19 protein-coding genes and 2 pseudogenes are annotated in these 22,212 nt (G+C 59.1%); 9 read left to right on the top strand and 12 right to left on the bottom strand.

Translation table 11 applies throughout. The annotated features are described in order from the left end of the window. Positions 1-35: 35 nt before the first annotated feature. The 3 genes from A6B35_RS29595 to A6B35_RS29585 are packed head-to-tail and all read right to left on the bottom strand — an operon-like array spanning position 36 to position 3,302. A complete protein-coding gene (locus A6B35_RS29595; protein ID WP_006201745.1) occupies positions 36-761 on the bottom strand; it encodes an SDR family oxidoreductase in 726 nt (241 codons plus the stop codon). Continuing rightward, complete coding sequence (locus A6B35_RS29590; RefSeq protein WP_006201744.1) at positions 758-1,654, bottom strand: SDR family oxidoreductase; 897 nt, start codon at positions 1,652-1,654, stop codon at positions 758-760. The genes A6B35_RS29595 and A6B35_RS29590 overlap by 4 nt, the downstream gene beginning before the upstream one ends. A gap of 58 nt (positions 1,655-1,712) precedes the next feature. Beyond that, entirely contained in the window at positions 1,713-3,302 is a 1,590-nt protein-coding gene (locus tag A6B35_RS29585; RefSeq protein ID WP_006201743.1) for a flavin-containing monooxygenase, read from the bottom strand. Between the two features lie 253 nt (positions 3,303-3,555). Between A6B35_RS29585 and scpB the strand changes: the two are divergent. Next, positions 3,556-3,887, top strand: a pseudogene (scpB, locus tag A6B35_RS34815) (SMC-Scp complex subunit ScpB); the annotation flags it as partial. A gap of 284 nt (positions 3,888-4,171) precedes the next feature. Here scpB and A6B35_RS29580 read toward each other — a convergent pair. Continuing rightward, positions 4,172-5,317: a GlxA family transcriptional regulator gene (locus tag A6B35_RS29580; protein ID WP_167361632.1), complete on the bottom strand. Its 1,146-nt coding sequence runs from the start codon at positions 5,315-5,317 to the stop codon at positions 4,172-4,174. A 98-nt stretch (positions 5,318-5,415) separates the two neighbouring features. Between A6B35_RS29580 and A6B35_RS34810 the strand changes: the two genes are divergently transcribed. Continuing rightward, positions 5,416-6,510 (top strand): GlxA family transcriptional regulator, encoded by a 1,095-nt coding sequence (locus tag A6B35_RS34810; RefSeq protein WP_006201741.1) that lies wholly within the window; start codon positions 5,416-5,418, stop codon positions 6,508-6,510. Between the two features lie 16 nt (positions 6,511-6,526). Here A6B35_RS34810 and A6B35_RS29570 read toward each other — a convergent pair whose 3' ends face one another. The 3 genes from A6B35_RS29570 to A6B35_RS29560 all read right to left on the bottom strand — a co-directional run bounded on the left by A6B35_RS29570 (position 6,527) and on the right by A6B35_RS29560 (position 9,297). Further along, positions 6,527-7,453 (bottom strand): 2-hydroxyacid dehydrogenase, encoded by a 927-nt coding sequence (locus tag A6B35_RS29570; RefSeq protein WP_006201740.1) that lies wholly within the window; start codon positions 7,451-7,453, stop codon positions 6,527-6,529. Positions 7,454-7,589: 136 nt separating this feature from the next. Beyond that, a complete protein-coding gene (locus tag A6B35_RS29565; protein WP_006201739.1) occupies positions 7,590-8,363 on the bottom strand; it encodes a class II aldolase/adducin family protein in 774 nt (257 codons plus the stop codon). A gap of 25 nt (positions 8,364-8,388) precedes the next feature. Then, positions 8,389-9,297 carry an NAD(P)-dependent oxidoreductase gene (locus A6B35_RS29560; protein ID WP_006201738.1) on the bottom strand — a complete coding sequence of 303 codons (909 nt, stop codon included), beginning with the start codon at positions 9,295-9,297 and terminating at the stop codon, positions 8,389-8,391. 174 nt (positions 9,298-9,471) lie between these two features. Here A6B35_RS29560 and A6B35_RS29555 point away from each other — a divergent pair, with 174 nt between their 5' ends. From A6B35_RS29555 to A6B35_RS29530, 6 genes are all read left to right on the top strand, one after another. Beyond that, positions 9,472-10,317, top strand: coding sequence for a LysR family transcriptional regulator (locus A6B35_RS29555; protein WP_006201737.1), 846 nt, complete (start codon positions 9,472-9,474; stop codon positions 10,315-10,317). A gap of 24 nt (positions 10,318-10,341) precedes the next feature. Further along, positions 10,342-11,427, top strand: coding sequence for a mandelate racemase/muconate lactonizing enzyme family protein (locus A6B35_RS29550; protein WP_006201736.1), 1,086 nt, complete (start codon positions 10,342-10,344; stop codon positions 11,425-11,427). Between the two features lie 156 nt (positions 11,428-11,583). Further along, positions 11,584-12,555, top strand: coding sequence for an ABC transporter substrate-binding protein (locus tag A6B35_RS29545; protein ID WP_006201735.1), 972 nt, complete (start codon positions 11,584-11,586; stop codon positions 12,553-12,555). Positions 12,556-12,726: 171 nt separating this feature from the next. Next, positions 12,727-13,761 (top strand): ABC transporter permease, encoded by a 1,035-nt coding sequence (locus tag A6B35_RS29540; RefSeq protein ID WP_040582618.1) that lies wholly within the window; start codon positions 12,727-12,729, stop codon positions 13,759-13,761. Further along, complete coding sequence (locus tag A6B35_RS29535; protein WP_006201733.1) at positions 13,758-14,813, top strand: quaternary amine ABC transporter ATP-binding protein; 1,056 nt, start codon at positions 13,758-13,760, stop codon at positions 14,811-14,813. The genes A6B35_RS29540 and A6B35_RS29535 overlap by 4 nt, the downstream gene beginning before the upstream one ends. A gap of 133 nt (positions 14,814-14,946) precedes the next feature. Further along, positions 14,947-15,291, top strand: a complete 345-nt coding sequence (locus tag A6B35_RS29530; RefSeq protein ID WP_006201732.1) for a DMT family transporter — start codon at positions 14,947-14,949, stop codon at positions 15,289-15,291. A gap of 126 nt (positions 15,292-15,417) precedes the next feature. Here A6B35_RS29530 and A6B35_RS29525 read toward each other — a convergent pair whose 3' ends face one another. Next, a complete protein-coding gene (locus tag A6B35_RS29525) occupies positions 15,418-16,602 on the bottom strand; it encodes a fumarylacetoacetate hydrolase family protein (protein WP_006201731.1) in 1,185 nt (394 codons plus the stop codon). Positions 16,603-17,036: 434 nt separating this feature from the next. Next, positions 17,037-18,098, bottom strand: coding sequence for an ABC transporter ATP-binding protein (locus tag A6B35_RS29520; protein WP_006201730.1), 1,062 nt, complete (start codon positions 18,096-18,098; stop codon positions 17,037-17,039). A 348-nt stretch (positions 18,099-18,446) separates the two neighbouring features. On the opposite strand from A6B35_RS29520, the gene A6B35_RS29515 reads away from it, so the two are divergent. Then, entirely contained in the window at positions 18,447-19,478 is a 1,032-nt protein-coding gene (locus A6B35_RS29515) for a hypothetical protein (RefSeq protein WP_006201729.1), read from the top strand. A 513-nt stretch (positions 19,479-19,991) separates the two neighbouring features. Here A6B35_RS29515 and A6B35_RS29510 read toward each other — a convergent pair. The 3 genes and pseudogenes from A6B35_RS29510 to A6B35_RS36465 all read right to left on the bottom strand — a co-directional run. Continuing rightward, complete coding sequence (locus tag A6B35_RS29510; protein WP_006201728.1) at positions 19,992-20,870, bottom strand: SMP-30/gluconolactonase/LRE family protein; 879 nt, start codon at positions 20,868-20,870, stop codon at positions 19,992-19,994. Then, positions 20,871-22,004: a mandelate racemase/muconate lactonizing enzyme family protein gene (locus A6B35_RS29505; protein WP_006201727.1), complete on the bottom strand. Its 1,134-nt coding sequence runs from the start codon at positions 22,002-22,004 to the stop codon at positions 20,871-20,873. After that, positions 22,001-22,212, bottom strand: a pseudogene (locus A6B35_RS36465) (hypothetical protein); the annotation flags it as partial. The gene A6B35_RS29505 and the pseudogene A6B35_RS36465, both read right to left, overlap by 4 nt.

Here is a 22,212-nt window from a genome sequence, read left to right as displayed (position 1 = left end):
GCGCCCCGCCGCTGAACCGCAGGAAGCCACTGAATTCACTGCGCCGTGTAGCCGCCATCCACGAGGAAGTCCGCGCCAGTGATGGCCTGCGATTCATCGCTCGCCAGAAACAGCGCAGCCGCAGCAACCTCGTGTGGCCGACCTAGCCGACCGAGAGGATGAGCACTTTCAAGCGCTTGGCGATTTCCGGCCGGAAGCTCGGCCAGCCAGCGCTCCATCATGGGAGTGAGTGTGTAGGTCGGTGAGACCTGGTTGCAGCGCACACCGAGCGCCGTCCTGGCGAGGTGAAGCGCTGTCGACTTGGTCAGCATGCCCACGCCTCCTTTGCTCGCCGTATAGGCAGCAGAGGCGCCGTCAGCAACGCGGCCGAGGATTGAGCCGATGTTGATAATGGATCCGTTTCCTTGCTGCCGCATAGGCGCAATCACATGCTTACAGCCGAGAAACATACCATCCAGATTAACCGCGAAGGTTCTCGCGAGGGTTTCGGGCGTGCAGGCCTCAACCGTATCTCCGTGCAGCGAAATGCCGGCCGCGTTGACGAGAACGTCGATGCGGCGGTGCTGGGCGAGAACCCCACGGATCAGTGACACCCAGTCTTCCTCGACCGAGACATCCATTTGCAGTGACTCCGGTCCGGAAATGGCTTCAAGGTCAGCCGAGATGATCACTGCGCCTTCCGAACGGAGCCGCTCTGCAATGGCAGCGCCTATGCCCGAGGCAGCACCTGTCACGATGGCTACTTTGCCGGCGAGTTTCATGCGGTTGCCCCCCCGTCGATCACATACTCGGCGCCGGTAAGGAATGAGGCTTCCGACGAGCACAGCCAGACTATGAGACTGGCGACCTCATCGGGGACGATGCGCCGGCCGATAGGCTGGGCGTTATTCCATTGCTGCTCAGACGATAGGGTGGCTTCGGCGAAGAAACCCGTCAGCATGGGAGTATCGACCACGCCGGGATGTACTGAATTGCAGCGGATGGGATCGCCGCGCCGAGCACAGAAGAGTGCCACCTCCTTGCTGAGAAGACGTACGGCGCCCTTGCTTGCATCATAGGCAGCAAGCTCAGCGTCAGCTTTGATCCCAGAGACCGATGACACGTTGACAATTGCGCCGCCGCCGCTTTGCCGCATCAGGGGCAGCACGGCCTGACAGCCGAAGAATGTCCCGTAGAGGTTCACAGCCATGACTTTCCGCCACAGTTCCAATGATGTGCTCTCAACCGTTCCTTCGAACAGAATGCCGGCGGAGTTGACCAACGCATCGAGCCGGCCATACCGCGTCCGCACGCTGTCGACGATAGCTCGCCAGCGGTCGGGATCGGTGACGTCGAGCTCGATCCATTCCCCTGCTCCCTGACCCGCAGCAGACTGCCTAAGATCACCTGAGATTACGGTTGCGCCATCGGCGGCGAAGCGCCGGCAGCAGGCGAGCCCAATACCTGAGCTGCCGCCGGCTACAATGACGACTGGGGACGCTGAACTCAATCTGTTTCCCCGCGACCGTGGCTTCGCAACAGTTGGTGGCTCATTCATGATCGTTTCGGACCCTTCTGCCTCTTCGTGAAGGAGATGTGGGCCAGGTAGCTGGTCGACCGGACCGCGAATAAAATGCGTAACGACGTCGTCGGAGGAAAACTCGGCGTGGTTCATCTGGACGCTATTCTGCTGCTTGCAAGGATAAAAGGATGCTGGTCGACCGCCGGCCCCATTAGCTCATGCGGAAGCCGCGATAGCCGCTTTTCGCGACGTCTTCGCAGGCGTGAGCATAAACCTGGAAACCATTGACATACGGCATAAAGACGCGTGCCTTGCCGGGTACGTTGGAGCCGAGGTACCAGGAGTTTGCCCTCACATAGAGTGTCTTGGCGGCGCTTTCGGTCACCGCACGCGCCCACTGTTCCTGTGCTTCGCTTTCTGCCTCTATCTCCCTAAACCCGTTCGCTTCAGCATGGGCGATGAAACCAGCAATCCACTCCACATGCTGTTCGCCGGCAAGGATCATGTTGGCGAGCACTGAGGGGCTGCCGGGGCCGGTGATCGTGAACATGTTGGGAAAGCCCGCCACAGCCACGCCCAGATAGGACCGCGGGCCGTCGCGCCACTGTTCCTTGAGCAACGCGCCCCCACGACCGCGGATGTCGATGGCGTTCAGTGCGCCGGTCATGGCATCGAAGCCGGTCGCCAGAACCAGCGTGTCAAACCGATACTCGCCGTCGCTCGTGCACAGACCGCTTTCCGTCATCTCGACGATCGGGTCGGCCTTGATGTCGACAATCGTGACGTTATCACGGTTGTAGGTCTCGAAATATTCAGTATCAACACAGAGCCGTTTCGAACCGAAGGGATGGTCCTTTGGGCAGAGGATCTCCGCCACTCTTGGGTCCTTGACCGTGGCACGAATCTTGTTGCGCACGAACTCGGCCGCAAGATCATTGGCTCTTTCGTCCGCCATCACGTCGGCAAAGGCATATTGGTAGTTGAAGCCGCCTTCCTGCCAGCGCTTCTCAAACTGAACTTCGCGTTCCGCGGGCGACAGATCGAGGACCGAGGCATAATACTCATCGGCATAGTCGCCGGCATATGATTCACGCGCCTTCTGTCGCAGTGCCCGATACCTACGTTTCAACTCCGCTTCGTGCTCGGCGGGGAGGGGGCCGTTCCAAGCCGGGATCGAGTAGTTTGCAGTGCGCTGAAACACCGTAAGTTGCTTCGCCTGGCTAGCGATGATGGGCATGGACTGGATACCGGACGAACCAGTTCCGATGAGCCCCACCGTCTGACCGGAGAAGTCATGTCCCTCCGTTGGCCAATCCGCAGTGTGAAGCACGCGCCCTCTGAAGCGTTCAAGCCCGGGCAGGTCGGGCACCTTGGGAACGGACAGACAGCCTGTCGCCATCACAAGATAGCGGCATCGGAAGGTCTCGCCGGCGCCTGTGCTGACGAGCCAGCGGCGCTCGGTTTCGTCATACTCGGCTTTGACAACTGTCTCGTTGAAAACAATATCGCGGCGCAGGTCGAAACGATCGGCCACGTGATTGGCATAGCGCAGAATGTCAGGTTGCATGGCATAGCGGTGAGGCCAGACCCATTCCTGCTCGAGTTCCTCCGAGAAGGAATACGAGTAACTCATGCTTTCCACGTCGCAACGCGCACCAGGATAACGGTTCCAGTGCCAGACACCGCCGACTCCGCTGCCGCGCTCAATCACAGTCGCGTCTAGGCCAAGTTGCCGCAAGCTGTGGAGCATGTACATGCCGGCGAAGCCCGCCCCGATAACAACGGCGTCGCGATCTTGCATTTGTGTCTCCCCAGCCGGTGGTTCCGGATCCTCTGCCTCGAACTTCGAGAATGCGTTTCTAGTGCGAGGTGAGAATTGACCGGTGTCCGCAAAACGTCCCTGAACGGTAGTGCGACAGGAATGTTGACGGAATAGGCCAAAAGGCACCCCACCCGGTAAGCATGCCTGCTGCTGGCTATGACCCTCTCCGATGCGGTTTTTGAAATACTGGCTCTTGCGATTCTGGTTTCAGTGCTCGTCGCGATCGATCCCTTACGGCGATGCCATTCGAACGGCGTCAGATACGAACGAGCAGGGGCAAAAGAACCTTTAGCAGTCGGACGTGCTGCTGCTGATGATATGCATCGGCTATTTCCAGCCGATTACCCGTTGCCGAGCTCTCGGCCGTCTTCGGCAAGGAGATTTCTCGACCTGGGTTCTGCGCGGCGCCGGCATGCTCGCCTCCGGCCCACGCAGCCCGACGCCGTGCGCGCCCTACACCTACGTCACGACCAAACAATTTCTGCAGGATTCGGGCTCGACACGCTGCGCGACCTGCCCGATTTTGAGGCGCTCGAGGATGCCGGAGTCGATATGGAGGAATAGCTCGGGGCGACGCTAGGCCAATGGGCTTTGCGGCCGACTTGTCCATAGTCAATCTGCCGTCCAGGGCGCCTACTTTCGGACAGGGATCCGGTCAGTGGCGTTAGGCAGCGATATACGGTCACCACCGCCCCACACATTCTTGGTCACGCGCACGCCAAGCTTGGCCCCGTGGGGCAACATCTAGCCGCTCGCGGGCGACGCCGGTGAGACCGTCGCCGCGTACCCGACCTACGCTGATAACATCACCATCGCCTACGATGACACAAAGGTCAAAATTGCAGCTGCTATTGGCCGAGCCACGAATTTGCGAGCTTAGTTTCGTACGATGGCGTGGATCCTGTCGATCTTTTGGCCTCGACCTTGCTTCCCCATGCCACGGGCTTAGGCTGCCGGCGTAGCAAACCTGGACCTTGCGACCGGTAGTGCTGAGGCGCCTGCAGGTAATGGGTACGAAAAACGCGGCTAAGATGCGAACCGTCGCAAAATCCGCACTCCAGCGCAATCTCGGAAATAGACTTGTCCGTTCTCAGCAAAAGATGGCGCGAATGATCGAGCCTGATCTGCGTGTAGACGGCTTGAGGTGAGCTACGGAGTTCCGACCGAAAGTGGCGTTCAACCAGTCGTTTGCTTGTGCCGAGCTTGTCGGCTAAGCGGCCGATAGTGAGTGGGACTTCAAGGTGATGTTGCATCATCAGCATGGCTCGTTTCACAATTTCGTCCCGGACGACAACCTGTAGGCTTCCAGTTGGCTGGGCCGTCTCCCCCTTCACCGCCTCGTTGAACATCATGATCCGCAAGCTCTTGGCGGCCAGGGCTTTACCGAGATGACGGTCGACGAGAAAGGCGGCGAGATGGGCAGCGCTCGCGCCGCCCGAACAGGTCAGTCGGTCTCGATCGACAACAAAAATCTGATCGGAAACGGCTTGGAGCCCGTCGAAAAGCCTCAGGAAATCTGAACCGTGGAACCAACTGACACAACACTTGTAGCCATTCATCAGGCCGGCGCGGTGCAAAACGAATGAGCCCGTACACAGCCCTACGAGTGGTATGCCAGCCTCGGCGGCGTGTCGAAGATGGTCGTCGAACCGCGCGTCGACCAGGAGGCTTTCCTCTTCGAGAACCCCGCCGACAACCACCAGGTAATCGAAGCGGCGAAGGTCTCCGATCCGTTCATGGGGAGAGATAGCAACGCCGCAGCTGGACAGGATCGGCGACATGTCAGGCGAGAGAACCCGCCACTGACAGTGGATCGGGCGGCTGCGGTCCCCTTCGTCGGCGGCCAGGCGCAGGACGTCAACGAAATTGGCAAACGCCCCCAGGGTAAATCGATGGAGCAGGATAAAACCGACTGAGAGCGGGGCAGGGGCGCGAACAGCCTTCATCGCCCGATTCGCTGGTGAACCAGCACCTTGTCGCAAATCTACTGTCATGCCGACGCAAACGTCCTTTCACGAAATTTGCCCGTCGCTCAAATAGGGCGCGGCCCGGTTATCCCGTGTCGCTGAGAGAACACGGCGGAGAGTCTGACATGGTCCACCACTGGTCCCGCGACGCTTGGGCTTCCGTCTCCGCCAATGAGCCGGTTACCGTCGCCCTTTACGTGGCGCACGGGTTCGAACTCCTCGCTCTGTCGTCCGCCCTGGACGTCTTTCGCCTCGCCAACAAGGCGGCCGGACGGATAGCGTTTCGCTGGCGTACGGTTTCCCACTTGGGCGAAGCCGTGCGGTCCAGTTGCGGTATTGTTGTCGCGGTTGACGGCGACCTGACCCAAGAACGCAGATATTTGCACCAGCCTGAACGACCCGCACTGGCTCTTGTCTGCGGCGATGAGCCTGATGATGGTCGTGAAACCAAGGTGTTGAGCGCATGGTTGCGCGAATGCCGGCAGCGCCGCATCGACACGGGCGCATTCGGGAGTGGTGTCGCTGCTTTGGCGAAAGCGGGTTTGCTCAATGACCGAAAGTGCGCCGTCCATTGGGAGGCATTGCCGGCCTTCAAGGAGCGCTTCATGCGCGTCGAGGCGGCGGCGACGATCTATGAGGTCGACAACGATATCTGGACCTGTGCCGGCGGCACGGCCGCCTTCGATATGTTGGTGGAGCTTGTAAAACGGCATTGCGGTGAGCCTGTCGCAGTCAATGTTGGGGAGCTTGCCGTAGCTGGGCGTGTCCGAACTGGCGATGAACGTCAGCGGCTGCCGCTGCTGCGTCAGCATGGCAGACTCAATCCCACTGTCGTGAAACTCATCGAGTTGATGCAGAGAAACCTGGCCTCCCCGCTTACCATGGCTGACCTCGCAGCGGCTGCAAGGCTGTCGCGACGCCAGGTTGAACGTCTGTTCCGCAATGATCTCGGCCGTTCGCCCTGCCGCTACTTTCGGGAATTGCGGTTGGAACACGCGAAACTCCTCCTTGCCCAGTCAGCGATGCCGGTCCTTGAAATTGCCGTTTCGTGCGGTTTCGTATCCGCCTCCCGCTTTTCGAGGTGCTTCCGCGAGGCCCATCAGATAGCGCCTCATGAAGCACGGAGCTTGCCGGCAGGGAGGTTTCTCGGAGCGTCAACGCCAAAGCCGACCATTGGTGACACACCCTCAGACACCTGCTCCCCTCGATCGCTTGCATAGCGTCATGCTGGTGGTCTCAATAGCCGGCTGCACGGTCGAACACCGGAAAGACGTCAAGCCCGCGCTCCAGACGGCGCACGTTGTTGGCAATTACAGCCGCTGCGCTCGCCGCAAATGTTGCGCCAGACATATGCGGCGTTACGAAGACGTGGGGGTGGGACCAGAAGCGATGGTCAGCAGGAAGCGGTTCTTGGGCGAATGCGTCTAAAGCGGCGCCGGCGAGATGGCCGCGGTCGAGAACATCCAGCAGGGACTCGTCATGTACGACCGCGCCGCGGCTGATGTTAATGAAGAACGCGCCCGGGGGCATTGCGGAGAAGATTTTGCCGTCCATGAAGTGCCGCGTTTTTGGGGAAAGGGGGAGGGCGTTGATAACCACGTCGTTGCGGTTCAAGAACTCGGGGAGGGAATCTGCTCCGGAATAGCACGCGATTCCTTCGATCTGTCGCATGGTGCGGTCCCAGCCGCTGACCGCGTATCCAAAATCCCGGATTCGGCTGACGACTTCGGTGCCGATGCGACCCAGACCGATCACTCCCACGCGAAACTCTCTCGTGGGAACGATCTGCTTACGATGCCAGATCCGGTCTTTCTGCTGGGATCGGTAGTCCGCGTAGCGCCTGTGGAATGTCAGCACCCAGTAGAGGGCATGGGCCGCCATGTCGCGGGCGACTGCGGGATCGGCGAGCAGAATCACCGGGACGTCGGGCAAGCTTGTATCAGCGGCGAAATGCTCGGCACCGGCACCGAGCGAGAAAATTGCCTTGAGATTCGGATAGCGATTGAGATCGCCGGCAGGGTGGTTCCAGACCATCGCATACACGACTTCTTTGGGGTCGATGGGCTCACCGAACACTTTCACGGGCAATTCAGGAAGCTGGCGGCTGATTTCCCTTCGCCAGGTTTCATTGTCATAGCCATGGTTGTTCAACAGGATGGTCATCGGATGGGGTGCCCCCGTTGGAAAGGAAAAGCGGCCCGAACGGAAGGGACGGCTGGCCGGTGGACCTCCGTGCAGGCTTTGAACATGAATGGGCGCTGAAGCCCCGGCAGGGTCCGCCGAGGTTCAAGCTGACATATTAATAGCGATACGAAGGATCAACCCGGTCGCACTGGCGCAACAGGGCTGGCCATTCATATTTGCCGAGCGGGAAATCGTCATACTGGCGATGCGCCAGCCGCCATATGTCTTCGCGGCTCTTATCGAGCTTAAGGCCGGTGGAATAGGCATCGATCAATACCCGGCACGCGCGGACTGTGTAATACAGGTTCATAAAAGCTTCGCCCGCGTTGGCGCCGACCGCGAGAAACCCATGGTTCTTCATGATCAGGCATTTCTTGCCTTCAATATTCTTGGCGAGGCGATCCCGCTCCTCAAGGGTCAGCGACAGGCCTTCCCAGTCGTGGTAGCCGATGTCGCCCCACAGCATCGAGCCGTCCTGCGTCAGGAACTCGAGGCCATCCTGCAGCGCGGTGATGGCGAGGCCCGCCGGCGCGTGGCTGTGGAACACGACCTTCATATCGTGATGGGTGTTGTGGATTGCCGAATGGATGACGAAGCCTGCGGTGTTGACGTCCGGCGGGCCGTACAGGACCTTGCCCTGTTCGTCGACCTTGATCAGGTTGGAAGCCGTCACCTCATTGTAAAGCAAGCCAAACCGGTTCAGCAGGAACTGATGGTCGGTCCCCGGGACACGCATCGTGATGTGGTTCCAGATCAGATCGTCATAACCGTACATGTTGGCGAGGCGATACAGGGCAGCGAGGTCGACACGCGCTTCCCATTCGTCCTTGGAAATGTTGGCATGGCCACCCTGGACGCTGAAGTCCTCGGATTTCATCTCTTTTGCCATTGGTAGTCCTTTCGCTTGCACGTTGTCAGGTGGAACGCAGGAATGTGCCGTTTTGCTCCTCCAGGAGCTTGACGGCCATTAGGTGGTTTTGATCGAAACCGTATTTGCCGACGGCTTTCTTGTAGACCGCCTCGACCTGCTCGCACATCGGTAGCGTGGCTCCGACTGATCCTGCGAGCTCCAGGGTCAGGGCCATGTCTTTGTGGGCTAGTCCGAGAGCAAAGCCCGGGTCGTAGCTGCCGTCCAAAATTGCCGGCCCATACCGGTCAGCAACATAGCTCGCCCCGGTGCTACCTTGGATGATCCCAAGCATCGTATCTGCGGGAACGCCACCTTTTACCCCCAGCATGAGAGCCTCGCTGAGGGCCACGGAGTTGAGGTAACAAAGTACCACTTGCGCAATCTTGGCGACGTAGCCGGCTCCGTGAGGCCCGAGGTGCATGACCCGGTTGCCAATCTTATCCAGAACCGGTTTACAGCGTTCAAAGACTTGGGCGTCGCCGCCGACCATGATCATCAGCGTCCCTGCGGCAGCACCTTCAATGCCGCCGGAGACAGGAGCATCGAGGAAGTCGATCCCCCGTGCCTCAGCAGCCGCGCGGATGTGGCGCTCGCATTCAAGGTTGTTCGTTGAGAGATCTATCCACGCCGCACCTTTTGGCAAGGCGGCAACAATGCCTTGTTCGCCGAGCGCCACAGACTCGATGATTTTCGGGTTTGGCAGGGAGGTGAATGCGATATCGACACCGGAGGCCGCCTCAGCCGCGGTCGCGGCCCTGGAGATTGTCTGATTGCCCGCCGCCGCCCCTGTCGAACGGACGGCATCGACCTTGTTGGTATCTAGGTCGAAAAGGGAAAGCTTGTAGCCGCCGCGCGCCAGGTTGCTGGCCATTGGCCCGCCCATGTTGCCCAACCCGATAAATGCAATCCGCATAGATGTCTCCGTTCAGTGGCAGCTGTGCGTCGACCTGACGTGCCGACTTGCGTAGCTCCAGCTGGCGCTGTCGTGACTGGAACCGCAAGGCCACTCTTTCTCACCCGCATTGACGTGGCAAACGAATATAATTATCGAGTCATATCGAAGAATTCGATTTAAGGGCGCTTTTAAGTGAACATCGAGCATATCAGGGCATTTCTGGAGGTCGGCTCGACCGGCAGCTTCCAACATGCTGCTGACCAGTTGAATGTCACTCAGTCGACGATTAGCGCGCGGATCAAGGCACTAGAACGTCGCCTTAACCGCCAGCTGTTTCATCGCAAGCGCAACGGAGTTGCGCTCACGACGGGGGGGCACCAGTTCCACTCAAGCGCGATCAACATCGTGCGGGCCTGGGAGCGCGGGCAGCAGGTCGCCACGTTGCCGGAAGGCCTGAATGCGTTTGTGACATTGGGGGTTGAGGACAACCATTGGCCCCGCGTCGTGCCCGGCTGGCTGGAACGCATGGCTAAAGCCCTGCCGGACGGTGTCGCAAGCGCCATCAGCGATCGCTCGGATGTGCTGATGGAGAAACTGCGGGCCGGCCTGCTCGACATTGCCGTTCTATATGATCCGCGTCATTGCGCGGAAGCACGGATCGAGCCGCTGATCAGCGAAGAACTCGTGATGGTCTCGACAAAGCCACGTGCGGTCGAGAGCGGGGTAGTTCCCGGCTACGTCTTCGTGGATTGGGGGGACACGTTCCGAGCACAGCACAGTATGCATTTTCCGGGAGTCTTTAGCCACAAACTCACGATCCGCAGCGCCGCGGTGGCCATGGATCACATCCTGGCTAGCGGTGGTTCGGGCTATTTCCTGGCCGAGTCCGTGGCACCGCACGTCAAGTCCGGCCACCTGAATGTGGTCGAGGGTGCGCCGCGCTTCCAACGAACAGTCTTCGTAGCCGTTCGTATTGACGTCATTGCACCGGAATTTATCGAAACCGCTTTGAAGGCCTTGCGCGAGGCGATCGCGTGAACCCTCAACCTGCTGAAGAATCCCATGAAAATCACCGCATTGAAGACCCGACTGACAGACGTTCCTTTTGCCAAGCCGATTACCACTGCCATTCACAATATGCGTTCGGTCGGATGCCTGCTTGTGTATCTGGAAACCGATGTCGGGCTCGTGGGCCAGAGTTATATCTTCACGTTGAATGCCGTGCGGCTCAAAGCCTTCGACGAGATGGTCCGCGGCTTTTCGCATCGCATTGTGGGCCAGGACCCTCACTATGTGACGGCGATCAATTCGGCCATCTGGTCTGAAATCAATCCAACTGGCTATGCAGGCGTCACAGTCTCGGCGCTTTCCGCGCTCGACACGGCCTGTTGGGATCTGGTCGGCAAAAGCGCGGATCGGCCACTGCATCACCTTTTCGGAGCGTGCCGAGATCGCATCCGCACATACGCCAGCGGCGGACTTTGGCTTTCCCAGAGCATCGACGAACTGGTTGATGAGGCGGCGATCTTTCTTAACCAGGGTTTCCGGGCGATGAAGGTGCGCGTCGGCAATAAAGACCCTCGAAAGGACCTCGAGCGCGTCAAGGCAGTCCGAGAGGCAGTCGGACCCTCCATCGAAATCCTCGCGGACGCCAACCAGGCGCTCACCCCAAAGCAGGCGATCCGTCTTGGCAGGATGCTTGAGGAGCTCGACATCGGCTGGCTCGAGGAGCCGGTATCTGTCCATGACCTCGTGGGCCAGGCCGAAGTTCGTAATTCGCTCGACATGGCGATTGCTTCGGGTGAGACGGAGTGGACACGCTTCGGCATCCGCAACACGATCGAGGCCCGCGCCGCCGATGTGTTGATGCCGGATCTCCAGAGGATTGGCGGGCTCACCGAAATGCGCCGGGTGGCGGCTTTGGCGGAAGCGTACTGCCTGCCCATTTCCACCCATATTTTCACCGAACACAGCCTGTGTATCGCCGGATCTGCCGCCAATTGCATCTCCGTGGAACACATGCCGTGGTATGCCCCGCTTTTCCGTGAAGAGATGGAGATCGTGGATGGCAACATTCTCATACCTACCCGTCCGGGCACTGGTTTTACCTTTGATGAGGCTGCTGTGACGCGCTTGGCTATCGACTGACGAACAGTCCGAACATCGAAAAAGTCGATGTCAGGGTCGAATTATATTCGTTAGTTAAATGTTCGATATTCCTATAATTCCGAAAGTGGGGAACCGTCCCGGCAGCTCCGACTGCCGGGGACATCGCCTGGAATGGAATACCAACAGGAGAAAGTAATGCTCTCACACGCCCTTAAACTCACCGCCGCAGCCTTTATCGCTACCATCGCCGCGACTGCGGCCGAAGCCAAATGCGGTGACGTCACCATCACGGAGATGAACTGGGCCTCGGGCTCGATCGTCACCGCCGTCTCCAAGTTCCTGATGGAACAGGGCTACGGCTGCAAGGTCACGGTTGTTCCTTCGGCTACTGCTACTGCGGTGACATCGGTTGCAGAGACCGGCCGTCCCGACATCGTCACCGAACTCTGGCTTAACGGCGCGCCAGCTTATCCAGCATTGGTGGCCGCCGGCAAAGTTAAGACGTTGGGCCATGTCCTGACCCCCGGCGGCATTGATGCATGGTGGGTCCCACAATACCTCGTTGACGAACATCCGGAACTTGCGAAGATCGACGGCATTCTGGCCCATCCCGACTGGGTCGGCGGCAAGTTTCATAATTGCCCCGAAGGCTGGGGTTGTAAAATCACGAACGACCATTTGGCTGAGGCTTTCGATCTGAAAGGCCACGGCATCGAAGTTTTCAATCACGGCTCCGGAGAGACGTTGGCAGCGGCGATCGCCGCCGCCAACGAGAACAAGCAACCTTGGTTCGGTTACTACTGGGGTCCAACATCCGTTCTTGGCAAGTACAAGATGGCCAAGGTCGACATTGGCCCGTATGTCCCCGAGATCCACGCCTGCAACGCTGTGGAAACGTGCAAGACACCCGGTAAGTCGGCCTATCCGCCGGCAGAGGTGGTGACGGCAGCGACAACGGATTTCGAGAAGCGCGAGCCTGAGATTGCAGCGCTCATGTCTAAGGTGACCTTCACAAATGAGCAGATGAGCGAGACGCTGGCGTGGCAGGATAGCAAGAAGGCTTCGGCTGACGAATCGGCGGTCCACTTCCTCACCACGTACAAGACAGTGTGGGCGGACTGGCTCAGCCCTGAAGCCCGGGAAAAACTCGCGGCAGTCCTGAAGTGAGATCAACCAGCGGTCACCGGGCCCACCACCCAAGGAATGTGTGGGTCTAGTGATTGACTTGGCAAAATGCTTGGCGGCACCTCAGGCACATCGACAAGCACCTCTCGGTCAATTCCGGTGGCCGCGCCTTGACGGGCGTGGCTGCCGGATCGCGGCGATTTAAGGCTCGAAATGTCAGCTTACGAAAAAGCTTTTGACTCCTTAGGACTGCGGTCCTGGTGCGACGCCGGCGCCATCGGCGGTCCTATGTCGATGGACGATCTACTCGCCAAGGCCGGCGCGGCGGGGACCGACCAAACCGAATTTTTCCCGTTTCCGTCCTTGGACGTCCTTCACAAGGCCTGCGGCGCCTTCCCACGGACCCGGGACATGACGGCCGGATTGGAACGTCTGTTCCTGGACGTGAAAGACCCCGTCAAAGTCGTTCTGGACCCGGTGACGCAGCCCTTGAGCTGGGCGTTGCGCAACGCCATCGATCTGATGCAGTCACTTCCTTGGTGGGCGGCTATCCTGATCCTGGTCGCCATCGCTCATTTCGCCGGACGTCGCACCGGCGTGACGATCTTCGTGCTGGTGGTGTTCCTAGTCTTGGCGTTCATCGACCATTTTGGTTACGCCATGCAGACCCTCGCCATCATCATGGTCTGCACATTCATCTGTGTCCTGTTCGGCGTGCCGATCGGAATCGCGATGTCACGCAGCAACCGGTTGGAGCGGTGGCTGACGCCTTTTCTCGACCTGCTGCAGACGTTGCCCACTTTTGTCTATCTCATCCCGCTGATCTTCCTGTTCAGCGTCACGGAGCCGAAGCTGTACGGCATCGCGATCATTCTCTATGCGATCGTGCCGTCGATCAGGCTAACGAACCTCGGCATACGGCTAGTGGACAAAGACGTTCTCGAGGCCGGAGAGGCGTTTGGCATGACCTCCTGGCAAAAGCTCTATCGCGTCCAGCTGCCCCTCGCGCTGCCGAACATCATGGCCGGTATCAACCAGACAATCATGTTGTCGTTATCTATGGTCGTGATCGCTTCACTGGTCTCCGCGCCTGGCCTTGGAACCCTTGTCCTTCGCGGCATCAACAAACTCGAACTCGGCGTCGGCCTTGTCGCGGGGCTCGGCATCGTGCTCCTGGCCATTGTTCTCGACCGAGTCAGCCGGGCAGCCCTCCAGCGCGTCAATAAGATGCATCAGTCGCGGACATGAGCATGACCGAGAGCTTCGTATCCATCCGCAACCTGTACAAGATCTTCGGCAACAACGCGCCGGCCATGGTGTCCTACGCGAAGGCCGGGATGCACAAGAAGGACATGCTGCAGGCCCATGGCCATGTACTTGGGCTGCGCGACATCAATGTGGAGATCAAACAAGGCGAGATCACGGTGATCATGGGCCTTTCGGGCTCCGGAAAATCGACCCTTATTCGACACCTCAACCGCCTCGTCGACCCCACGGCGGGTGAGGTCATAGTCAACGGGACGGACATCATGAAACTCGATCGGGCGAGGCTGCAGCAGTTACGCCGGACCCAGATGTCTATGGTTTTTCAAAAGTTTGCGCTGCTGCCGCATGAAACGGTCCTCCGCAACGCCGGCATGCCATGCTCTGTGCGCGGGGACGGGCGGGCCAAAACCGACGAGACGGCCCGCAAATGGCTCAGCAGAGTCGGCCTCGCGGGCTCGGAGGGGCTGTATCCTCACCAGCTGTCGGGAGGCATGCAGCAGCGCGTCGGCCTTGCGCGGGCGCTAACTTCAAACTCCGAGCTCATGCTCATGGATGAAGCCTATTCGGCGCTTGACCCGCTTATCCGCTCAAGCATGCAGGACCTCCTCCTGGAATTACAGAAGGATCTCCAGAAGACCGTCGTCTTCATCACGCATGACCTAGATGAGGCCCTCAAGCTCGCCGACCATTTGGTGATCCTGAAGGATGGCGAAATCGTGCAGCAAGGGGAACCACAATACATCCTCCTCAACCCGGCCGACCCTTACATCGAAGACTTCGTCAGCGATATCAACCGCGCCCGGGTGCTTCGCGTCCGATCAGTAATGGAAAAGACTATCGTCGAGGACGATGGCTATGAAGTTCTCGACGGGGACGAAACCCTGGAGCGAGCGATCCTGCGATCCCACGGTGCCGCCGACAAGTCATTTGCGGTGCACTCGGACGGGACCCGGGTGGGCATTCTTAAGATGACTGACGTTTTGAAGGCGCTCGTACCCACGGCGGCGACAGGACGGAATCACAGCAGCGATTAGATCAGGACCACGATCATGGGTTTCCCTTGGCGATCTTCAACCGAATGGACCTCGTTGTTGCCGAATAAATGCCTTAGGCCATGGCTGCGAGGATTTTTTCACAGGGTTTTCAGACTTCCCAGAAAGTGAACCCATGAGCCCTCTGATCACAGCTTACGGGGCCCTGGTTTTGGGCATTGTCTCAGAAGTCATCGGTTCATCCCTGTTGCCCAAAACACAGCAATTTACGAAGCTTGGACCGACTGCCGCTGCCATCGCTAGCTTCATCATCGCGTTGTTCTTCCTCTCCCATGCCCTCAGATTGATACCCCTTGGCCTAACGTACGCGATCTGGTGCGGTATCGGCATGGTGTTGACAGCGACGGTGAGCGTCTTCCTTTATCGGTCACCCTTCGACCTTCCGGCAATTCTTGGCATCCTACTCATCATTTGCGGTGTGGTGGTAATTAATGTTTGCTCGAAAAGTATCGGACACTAAGAGATCGAGCGCTTCAAAACGATAGTCTTCGCGCCCGCTCCGAAACCCCAGCAAGTGGTCTCGGTGGCGCGGAAAACAGCCGCTAACAGACTTGAAAGCGATCCTGCTGGCGATCGGACGCGTAACCTATGCGGGCCTCTCTTGGTTGCCGAGGATGGCAAGATGGTTCATCAGGCGCGCGACTCCGAATGTCCAAGGTGCACAGTCCTGGCTGTGGCGCATTCGGTTGACCAGACGGCCGAGACGCGGCGAAGCCACGGTGACGATGTCCCCCACCTTGTGGGTAAAGCCCTTGCCCGGCTCGTCCCTGTCTTCGACCGGCGCAAACAGCGTCCCAAGGAAAAGAACCGCGCCATCGGGATATTGATGATGCGGTCCGATCATCTGCGAGACCAGATCGGCCGGGTCTCGGCTGATTCTGCTCATCGAGCTTGACCCCTTGAGCTGATATCCGTCGGGACCTTCCACGGTCAGCGTGAGTTCCATGTTGCGCACATCGTCGAGCGTGAAATCGTCGTCGAAGAGGCGAATGAAGGGACCGATCGCGCAGCTTGCATTGTTGTCTTTCGCCTTGCCAAGTAGCAGCGCCGACCGCCCCTCGACATCGCGGAGGTTCACGTCGTTGCCGAGCGTCGCGCCGACGATTCGGCCGTCGGACGCCACTGCTAGAACCACCTCGGGCTCAGGGTTATTCCATGTGGATTTGGCGTGGATGCCGGCGTCCGCTCCGCTGCCAACGGCCGACATGATTGGCGCCTTCGTGAAAATTTCGGCGTCGTGGCCTATGCCCACTTCGAGATATTGGGACCAGACCCCTTGTGCCAACAGGATCTCCCTGAGATGCATAGCTTCCGGCGACCCGGGCCTGAGCTTGGAAAAATCGGCTCCGACGAGCTTTGTGATTTCGCTGCGGATCGCGACGGCGGCGAGGGCGTCGCCGTGGGCCTTCTCCTCGATTACGCGTTCCAGCATAGAGACAGCGAAAGTTACCCCGGCCGCCTTTATCGCCTGAATGTCGATCGGCGCAAGCAGCCAGGGCCGGTATGTGTCCCGCCCTTCCTCTCCTGTATTCGCCAGCAATTCTTCGACCGATGCGAGGCGCGGTCCTTCGGATTCTCGCAGCGCCCTGGCAGGGTTTTCCTCCTGACAGAGCGACGACGACGTGGGAAAGCGCTTCGTAATGTCGAACACGCCATCGCTGCGGACAGCGACGACTGCAGGTCCGTTCTGATCGGGCCGCCAGACACGGCCCAAGAGGGCACCGGCGTAAAGATCGTCGGGTAGGGAGTCTTTCAGTTCGAGTGTCAGCATCCGACGGGTCCAGGTTTTGAGTTCCAAACCAGAAGATACGGGTGGAAATCGATCAGTGACGCAAAAATGACAGACCGGTGTTCGACGCGAGTTTCGAAAATGGTGTCGTGGCCCGGCGTCCCCACGCGAGCGAGGGGCAGTGCCCCCCTCGGCCTGCTCGCCGCCCTGCAGGCGAACGCGATTAGTCGAGGGTAGTTGCAGCCGATGGCGGCGACGCTCGGATCGCTTGACATCCATACCGAGCGTCTCGCGTGCTGCTTCTTCCACGTGCACCTCAACGTTTTCGAAGTCCGATTGAACGAGCTTGAGGCGGCGCGGGCCGCTAGGCATAATCATTCGACATTCCGCTGTTGTGCCGGAATCCTTCGCCCGACAACATACCGCCCGTTCGCGCGTCCGACCGGACTGACCAGTTTGGGGTTGATCTGTAACCGTCAAACGCGTGCGCCGCTTTGCCTGTCGAAGATGTGGACACGGCGCTTATCAATCCTCAGCCTTACTTCTCCACCGGGATGTATGGTGAGCCTGTCCTTGACGACGGCGTCAATGGCGTCTTCGCCAAGCCTGGCGAAGATCTGCGTCTCGGAACCGGTCGGCTCCAGCACGGAAACAATTGCCGGCAGGCCGTCGGGCGCAATATCGATATGTTCGGGACGTATGCCGTAGATAACCGGCTGCCCGTCCTGCGCCTTGCCCCCCTCGACCGGCAACACGGATCCGGTGTCCGAAACAAAGATCTGCCTGCCTTCCTTCGATTCGATCTTGCCCTTGATGAAGTTCATGGCCGGCGAGCCGATGAAACCGGCGACGAAGACATTGCCCGGATTGTCGTAGAGATCGAGCGGTGCTCCAATCTGTTCCACCTTGCCGTCCCGCATCACCACGATCTTGTCGGCCATGGTCATCGCCTCGATCTGGTCATGCGTGACATAGACGATCGTCGTGCCGAGGCGCAGATGCAATTCCTTGATCTCGACGCGCATCGCAACACGCAGTTTGGCGTCCAGGTTCGATAAAGGCTCATCGAACAGGAAGACCTGCGGGTCTCGTACGATGGCGCGCCCCATGGCCACGCGCTGGCGCTGCCCGCCAGACAGCTGTTTCGGAAACCGGTCGAGCAGCTTGCTCAGATCGAGAATCTCGGCCGCCTTCTTCACCTTGGCGTCGATCTCGGCCTTCGGCCTGCCCCTGATCTTGAGCGAGAAGCCCATATTGTCGGCAACGTTCTTGTGCGGATAAAGCGCATAGTTCTGGAACACCATCGCTATGTCACGATCTTTTGGCAGAATGTCGTTGACCACCCGGTCGCCAATGCTGATCTCGCCGCCCGAGATCGCTTCAAGACCGGCGATCATGCGCAACAAGGTGGATTTGCCACACCCGGACGGGCCGACGAGGATGACGAACTCGCCGTCAGCGATATCGACATTCACGCCATGGACGACCTGGGCGGTTCCATAGCGCTTAACGATGTTCGTGATGGTGACCTGAGCCAACTGGTATCTCCTCTACTGCAGCAAAGCAGTCTGCATCTTGACCTCGGGGCAGATGCGACGATTTCATCCCGAATCTTCGATTTCGAACGAGCGCCCGGTTAGCGGCTCCGCTTCAAGTGGACTTAAGAGACCACGGAACACAGCGTGGACAACATCGGCGTTCGACGCGCGCTTCGCGCGCCAGCGCTTTGTCGACGAAACCTTACTGCCTCCTCAAGCCGTATCATATGGGAGCGTAGGCTGGCAATATTAGATTATTGCATTCTTGCAAGAAATGCTTCAGTGTGCCTTTGCTGCTAGCCGACATGGTCGCAATGTCGGGTGCTACTGAACAAACACGAGGAGCCCATGACCATAAGATTGCTTCACCAGACCGACCTGTTTCGTCCCTATCTCGATCCGGATGATCACTGGGACCTTGCTTGCGTCTATGCTCTTGCCGCATCGGGCCAACTCGAACTCGGCGGCGTGCTAGTCGACTTCCCGCCCGATAACCGTCCGGGCCGTAGTCCGGATATCACCGGCATTGCGCAGCTAAGCTATCTTACGGGGTTGCCGACCCACATGGCGGTCGGCTCTTCTGTTCCCTACACACATGACCGAGCATCGCTTGCTGCCCTACCCAGGCGCGACCGCGCGGGCGCGGAGTTCCTCCTCGACTATCTCCGCGATAGCGAAGGGCCAGCCTACATCAGTATCGTCGGCTCCTGCCGCGATCTCGCCATTGCGGCCAAGCTTGATCCGGATCTTTTCCGTAACAAGTGTGCCGGGATCTACCTCAACGCGGGCACGGGCCATCCCGATACCGCGAAGCAGGGAGATATGGAGTACAACGTTATGCTCAATGCGGCCGCTTACGCCGCCACCTTCGACATCCCATGCCCGATCTACTGGATGCCGTGTCACGAAACGGTATTGGATGACCCACTCGAGGAAAAGGGCCAGCGGTTTGGCACCTATTACAGTTTCAAGCAGAGCGAAGTTCTGCCGAAGTTGTCGTCCGTCCTGCAAAGCTACTTCACCTACTCCCTCGAGGCGAGAACGGATTCGCGCTATCTGCAACCGCTGTTGGCGCCGCGGGGTGATATGTTGAGCTACTACACCCTCCATGCCAATCGCGCCATGTGGTGCACCGCCGGCTTCTTCCACGTAGTGTCCCAAGCCGTGGACAAGGTGGGCAAGATTATCGCGGGGTCCAATGCAGACGATGCGGTTTTTGGCTTCCGCCCCGTCGACATCAAGTGCGATGCGAACGGCGTGACGACGTGGACGAACGCCGGTGCGGAGTCAAATCGCTTCCTGTTCGAGGTGAAGGATCCCGATAGCTATGCTAGCGCCATGACTGCCGCAATGACTACGCTACTGGGGAATATTCAGTAGTCCAAAGTCGAAACATTGTTTGCCCCTCGCAACTCGAAGCGTTTCCACCGCTCAGGTAGCTGCCTCTCTTGCCGTTGCCTCGAAGCGAACGATCGGCGCTATCACCACGTGTCATCCTGGCTGCGTTGCGGCGCAGACAGGAAGCTGGTGGGCGGCGAACCTCCCAGTGACTTGGGGAACCGCAAAGTCAAACTCCAGCTCAATCACGAGTGTCGTACTAGGGTAGGGCTAAATCTTCGAAATGTTCGCTGCGTCTTGGCGGTCTTAGAACAAGGCAGCTTTCGCTAGGTGGCCTCGAAGCTCGATGTCCGCCACCGACGATCTCTCGGCGCGCATGACATTGTCCCTCCCTTCACCGCTACGAAGCCCGTTTCATTCCGCGTGCGGCGGCAGTGCCGGAGGTTTCATGCATGATGGCGCATTGAGGGCCACGCGACTAGATCCGTGCAAGGACACACCGCTTCTTGGAGTCGTTGCGCGGCAGTCGAACACTCGACTGCAACCAGCCCAGAACTAGACTCTGCAATCGAAAGGCAGTCGGCCAGCCTGATCAACCTCAACGCGGAAGAGGTTGCCGGACTCGGGAAATCGAAGAAGCTCACCAGGCGGTTGCCTGATTCGTCGTGAAGTTATGAACAGCGTTCTCAGATCTTCGCCGCCAAGTGCCACACAGGTAGGCGCCATACTCGGCATGTCGACACGATCCGTGAGGTGACCGTTTCGATCGATACGAACGACACAGCCGCCTCGAAGCCTGGCGCTCCAGTAGCCCCCTTCAATGTCCACGATGGCGCCATCAGGAGATCCCGGGGCGACGTTCGCGCCTGCCAGTGGGCCTATCTCCGTAAGACTCGCAAATTGCGGGGCCAAGTCGAAACGCCGGATGGTGCCATCCGTGGTGTCGGTGAAGTACATGATCCGACCATCGGGCGAAAAAGCCAGTCCGTTGGCCGCGGCTACGCCACCGAAGAGCGTGACGACCTCGCCATCGGGCGCGAGGCGATAGACGCTTCCGACTGGCTCACGGCTGCGTTCATTATATGTGCCCAGGACGATCCCTCCGTAGGGATCGATCGCGGCGTCGTTGACGCGGGTTTGCGCGAGATGCGGCTCAATCTCGGCCACTTGTGAGAAGTCGGTGAAGGTAGGATCCGTGATAACAATAGATTTAGGAAAGCCGAGCACGAAGCCGCCACGCGCGCGTGGAAAGACGAACGCAGCACGATTGGGAAGTTGCCGCACTGCTGCAACCCTCCGTTTGTCATCCCAGCGGAATACGCTCTTTGCTTCGATATCAGTCCACCATAGGCTCTGGTCCGATGCGCTCCAACTGCATCCTTCGCCAAGCTGGTTGTTGCAATCGAACACCGTGTGCGCGTGATGAAGCCGCATTCACTTTGCACTCTGCAGATTCCGCTTCCGCAGTTCGGCAGGATCGACAGCGAAGGGTTCGAGCTTTTCGTGATCGAACACCACCCCATGTCCGGGTGCCTCAAATGGGAAGGCCACTCCGTTCTCGAGGCGAAGCGCCGTCTGAAGCACGCCCATCTCGGAGAAGCTTCCGCCGTGCACGCATTCGAGGATGTCCGCGTTGTCGATCGCACACATCACCGCGACGGACAGTTCGGACATGTAGTGGGGGGCCATGGTGCGGTGGAAGGACGCGGACAGATTGGCGATCTTCAGCCACTCGCTGATACCTCCGACGCGGCACACATCCGCCTGGACGACGTCGACGGCGTTGGCCTGAAGATATTCGGCAAACTGATGCCGCGTATATAGGCTCTCGCCGACCGCAATGGGCAGCGCCACGAAGCCGCGTAGGTCGGCGTGCCCGCGAACATCTTCGGCGTGGAGAGGCTCTTCGATCCAACCGAGATCGAACGCCGCGAGTTGCTGCAGTCGGTTCATGCAGTCAGCAACATTCCAGCGCTGGTTGGCATCGACGAACAGTCGTCGCGTGCAGCCGATCAGTTTCTTCACGGCTGTAATACGATCGAGATCTTCTTCCGCGTTTTCCCGACCGATTTTGATCTTCACCGCCTTGTGGCCCGCTGCCAGGAATCCTTCGACCTGGTTGAGTAGAGCGTCACTGTCGAGCAAGAGGTCTATGCCACTGCCATAGGTGGGGATATTGTCACGCCGCGCGCCGAGCAGACGGAATAGTGGAACGTCGTACCACTTGGCCGCAATATCCCAGAGCGCGATGTCGATCGCGCCCAATGCGAGGGTGTTGATGCCCCCGGTGCCGCTACGATGCAATTGGCCATAGAGGAACGACCAAAGTCGTTCGATCTGTCGCGGATCTTGTCCGACGAGCATCGTTCGGCAATAATCATCGATCAGGGCGAGGATGGCGCTTCCGCCGATCCCCGTCGTGTAAGCAAAACCCTCACCAACGATTCCAGCGTCTGTGGTCACGCGCGTGATGATGAATTCGAGGTTCGCGACGCGGTGTGTGGCGTCCTCCCAGGAGACCGTTGGCGGGATGTGATAGAGTCGTGAGGCGACATCGGTGATTTTCAAGGCACGATCCTCCCCGCCATCGTGAGAATTTCTGGGTTCGACAGATTGCCGGGTTTGCCGGCCAGGAGCCGCTGCAGATTTTGCACAATGCTGCGAGTGTGACGTACGCGCATTTCTTCGGTCCACGCGGCGATGTGAGGGGTCGCAAGGACGCGCTGATGAGAGATAAGCGGATCCCTTGCCGAAGGCGGCTCCGTGTCAAAAACGT

It is taken from the genome of Mesorhizobium amorphae CCNWGS0123, from assembly GCF_001686985.1.
In the GTDB taxonomy this organism is placed as follows: domain Bacteria; phylum Pseudomonadota; class Alphaproteobacteria; order Rhizobiales; family Rhizobiaceae; genus Mesorhizobium; species Mesorhizobium amorphae.
Note: the sequence above shows the minus strand (reverse complement) of the source record. Positions and strands in the feature narration are given on the sequence as shown.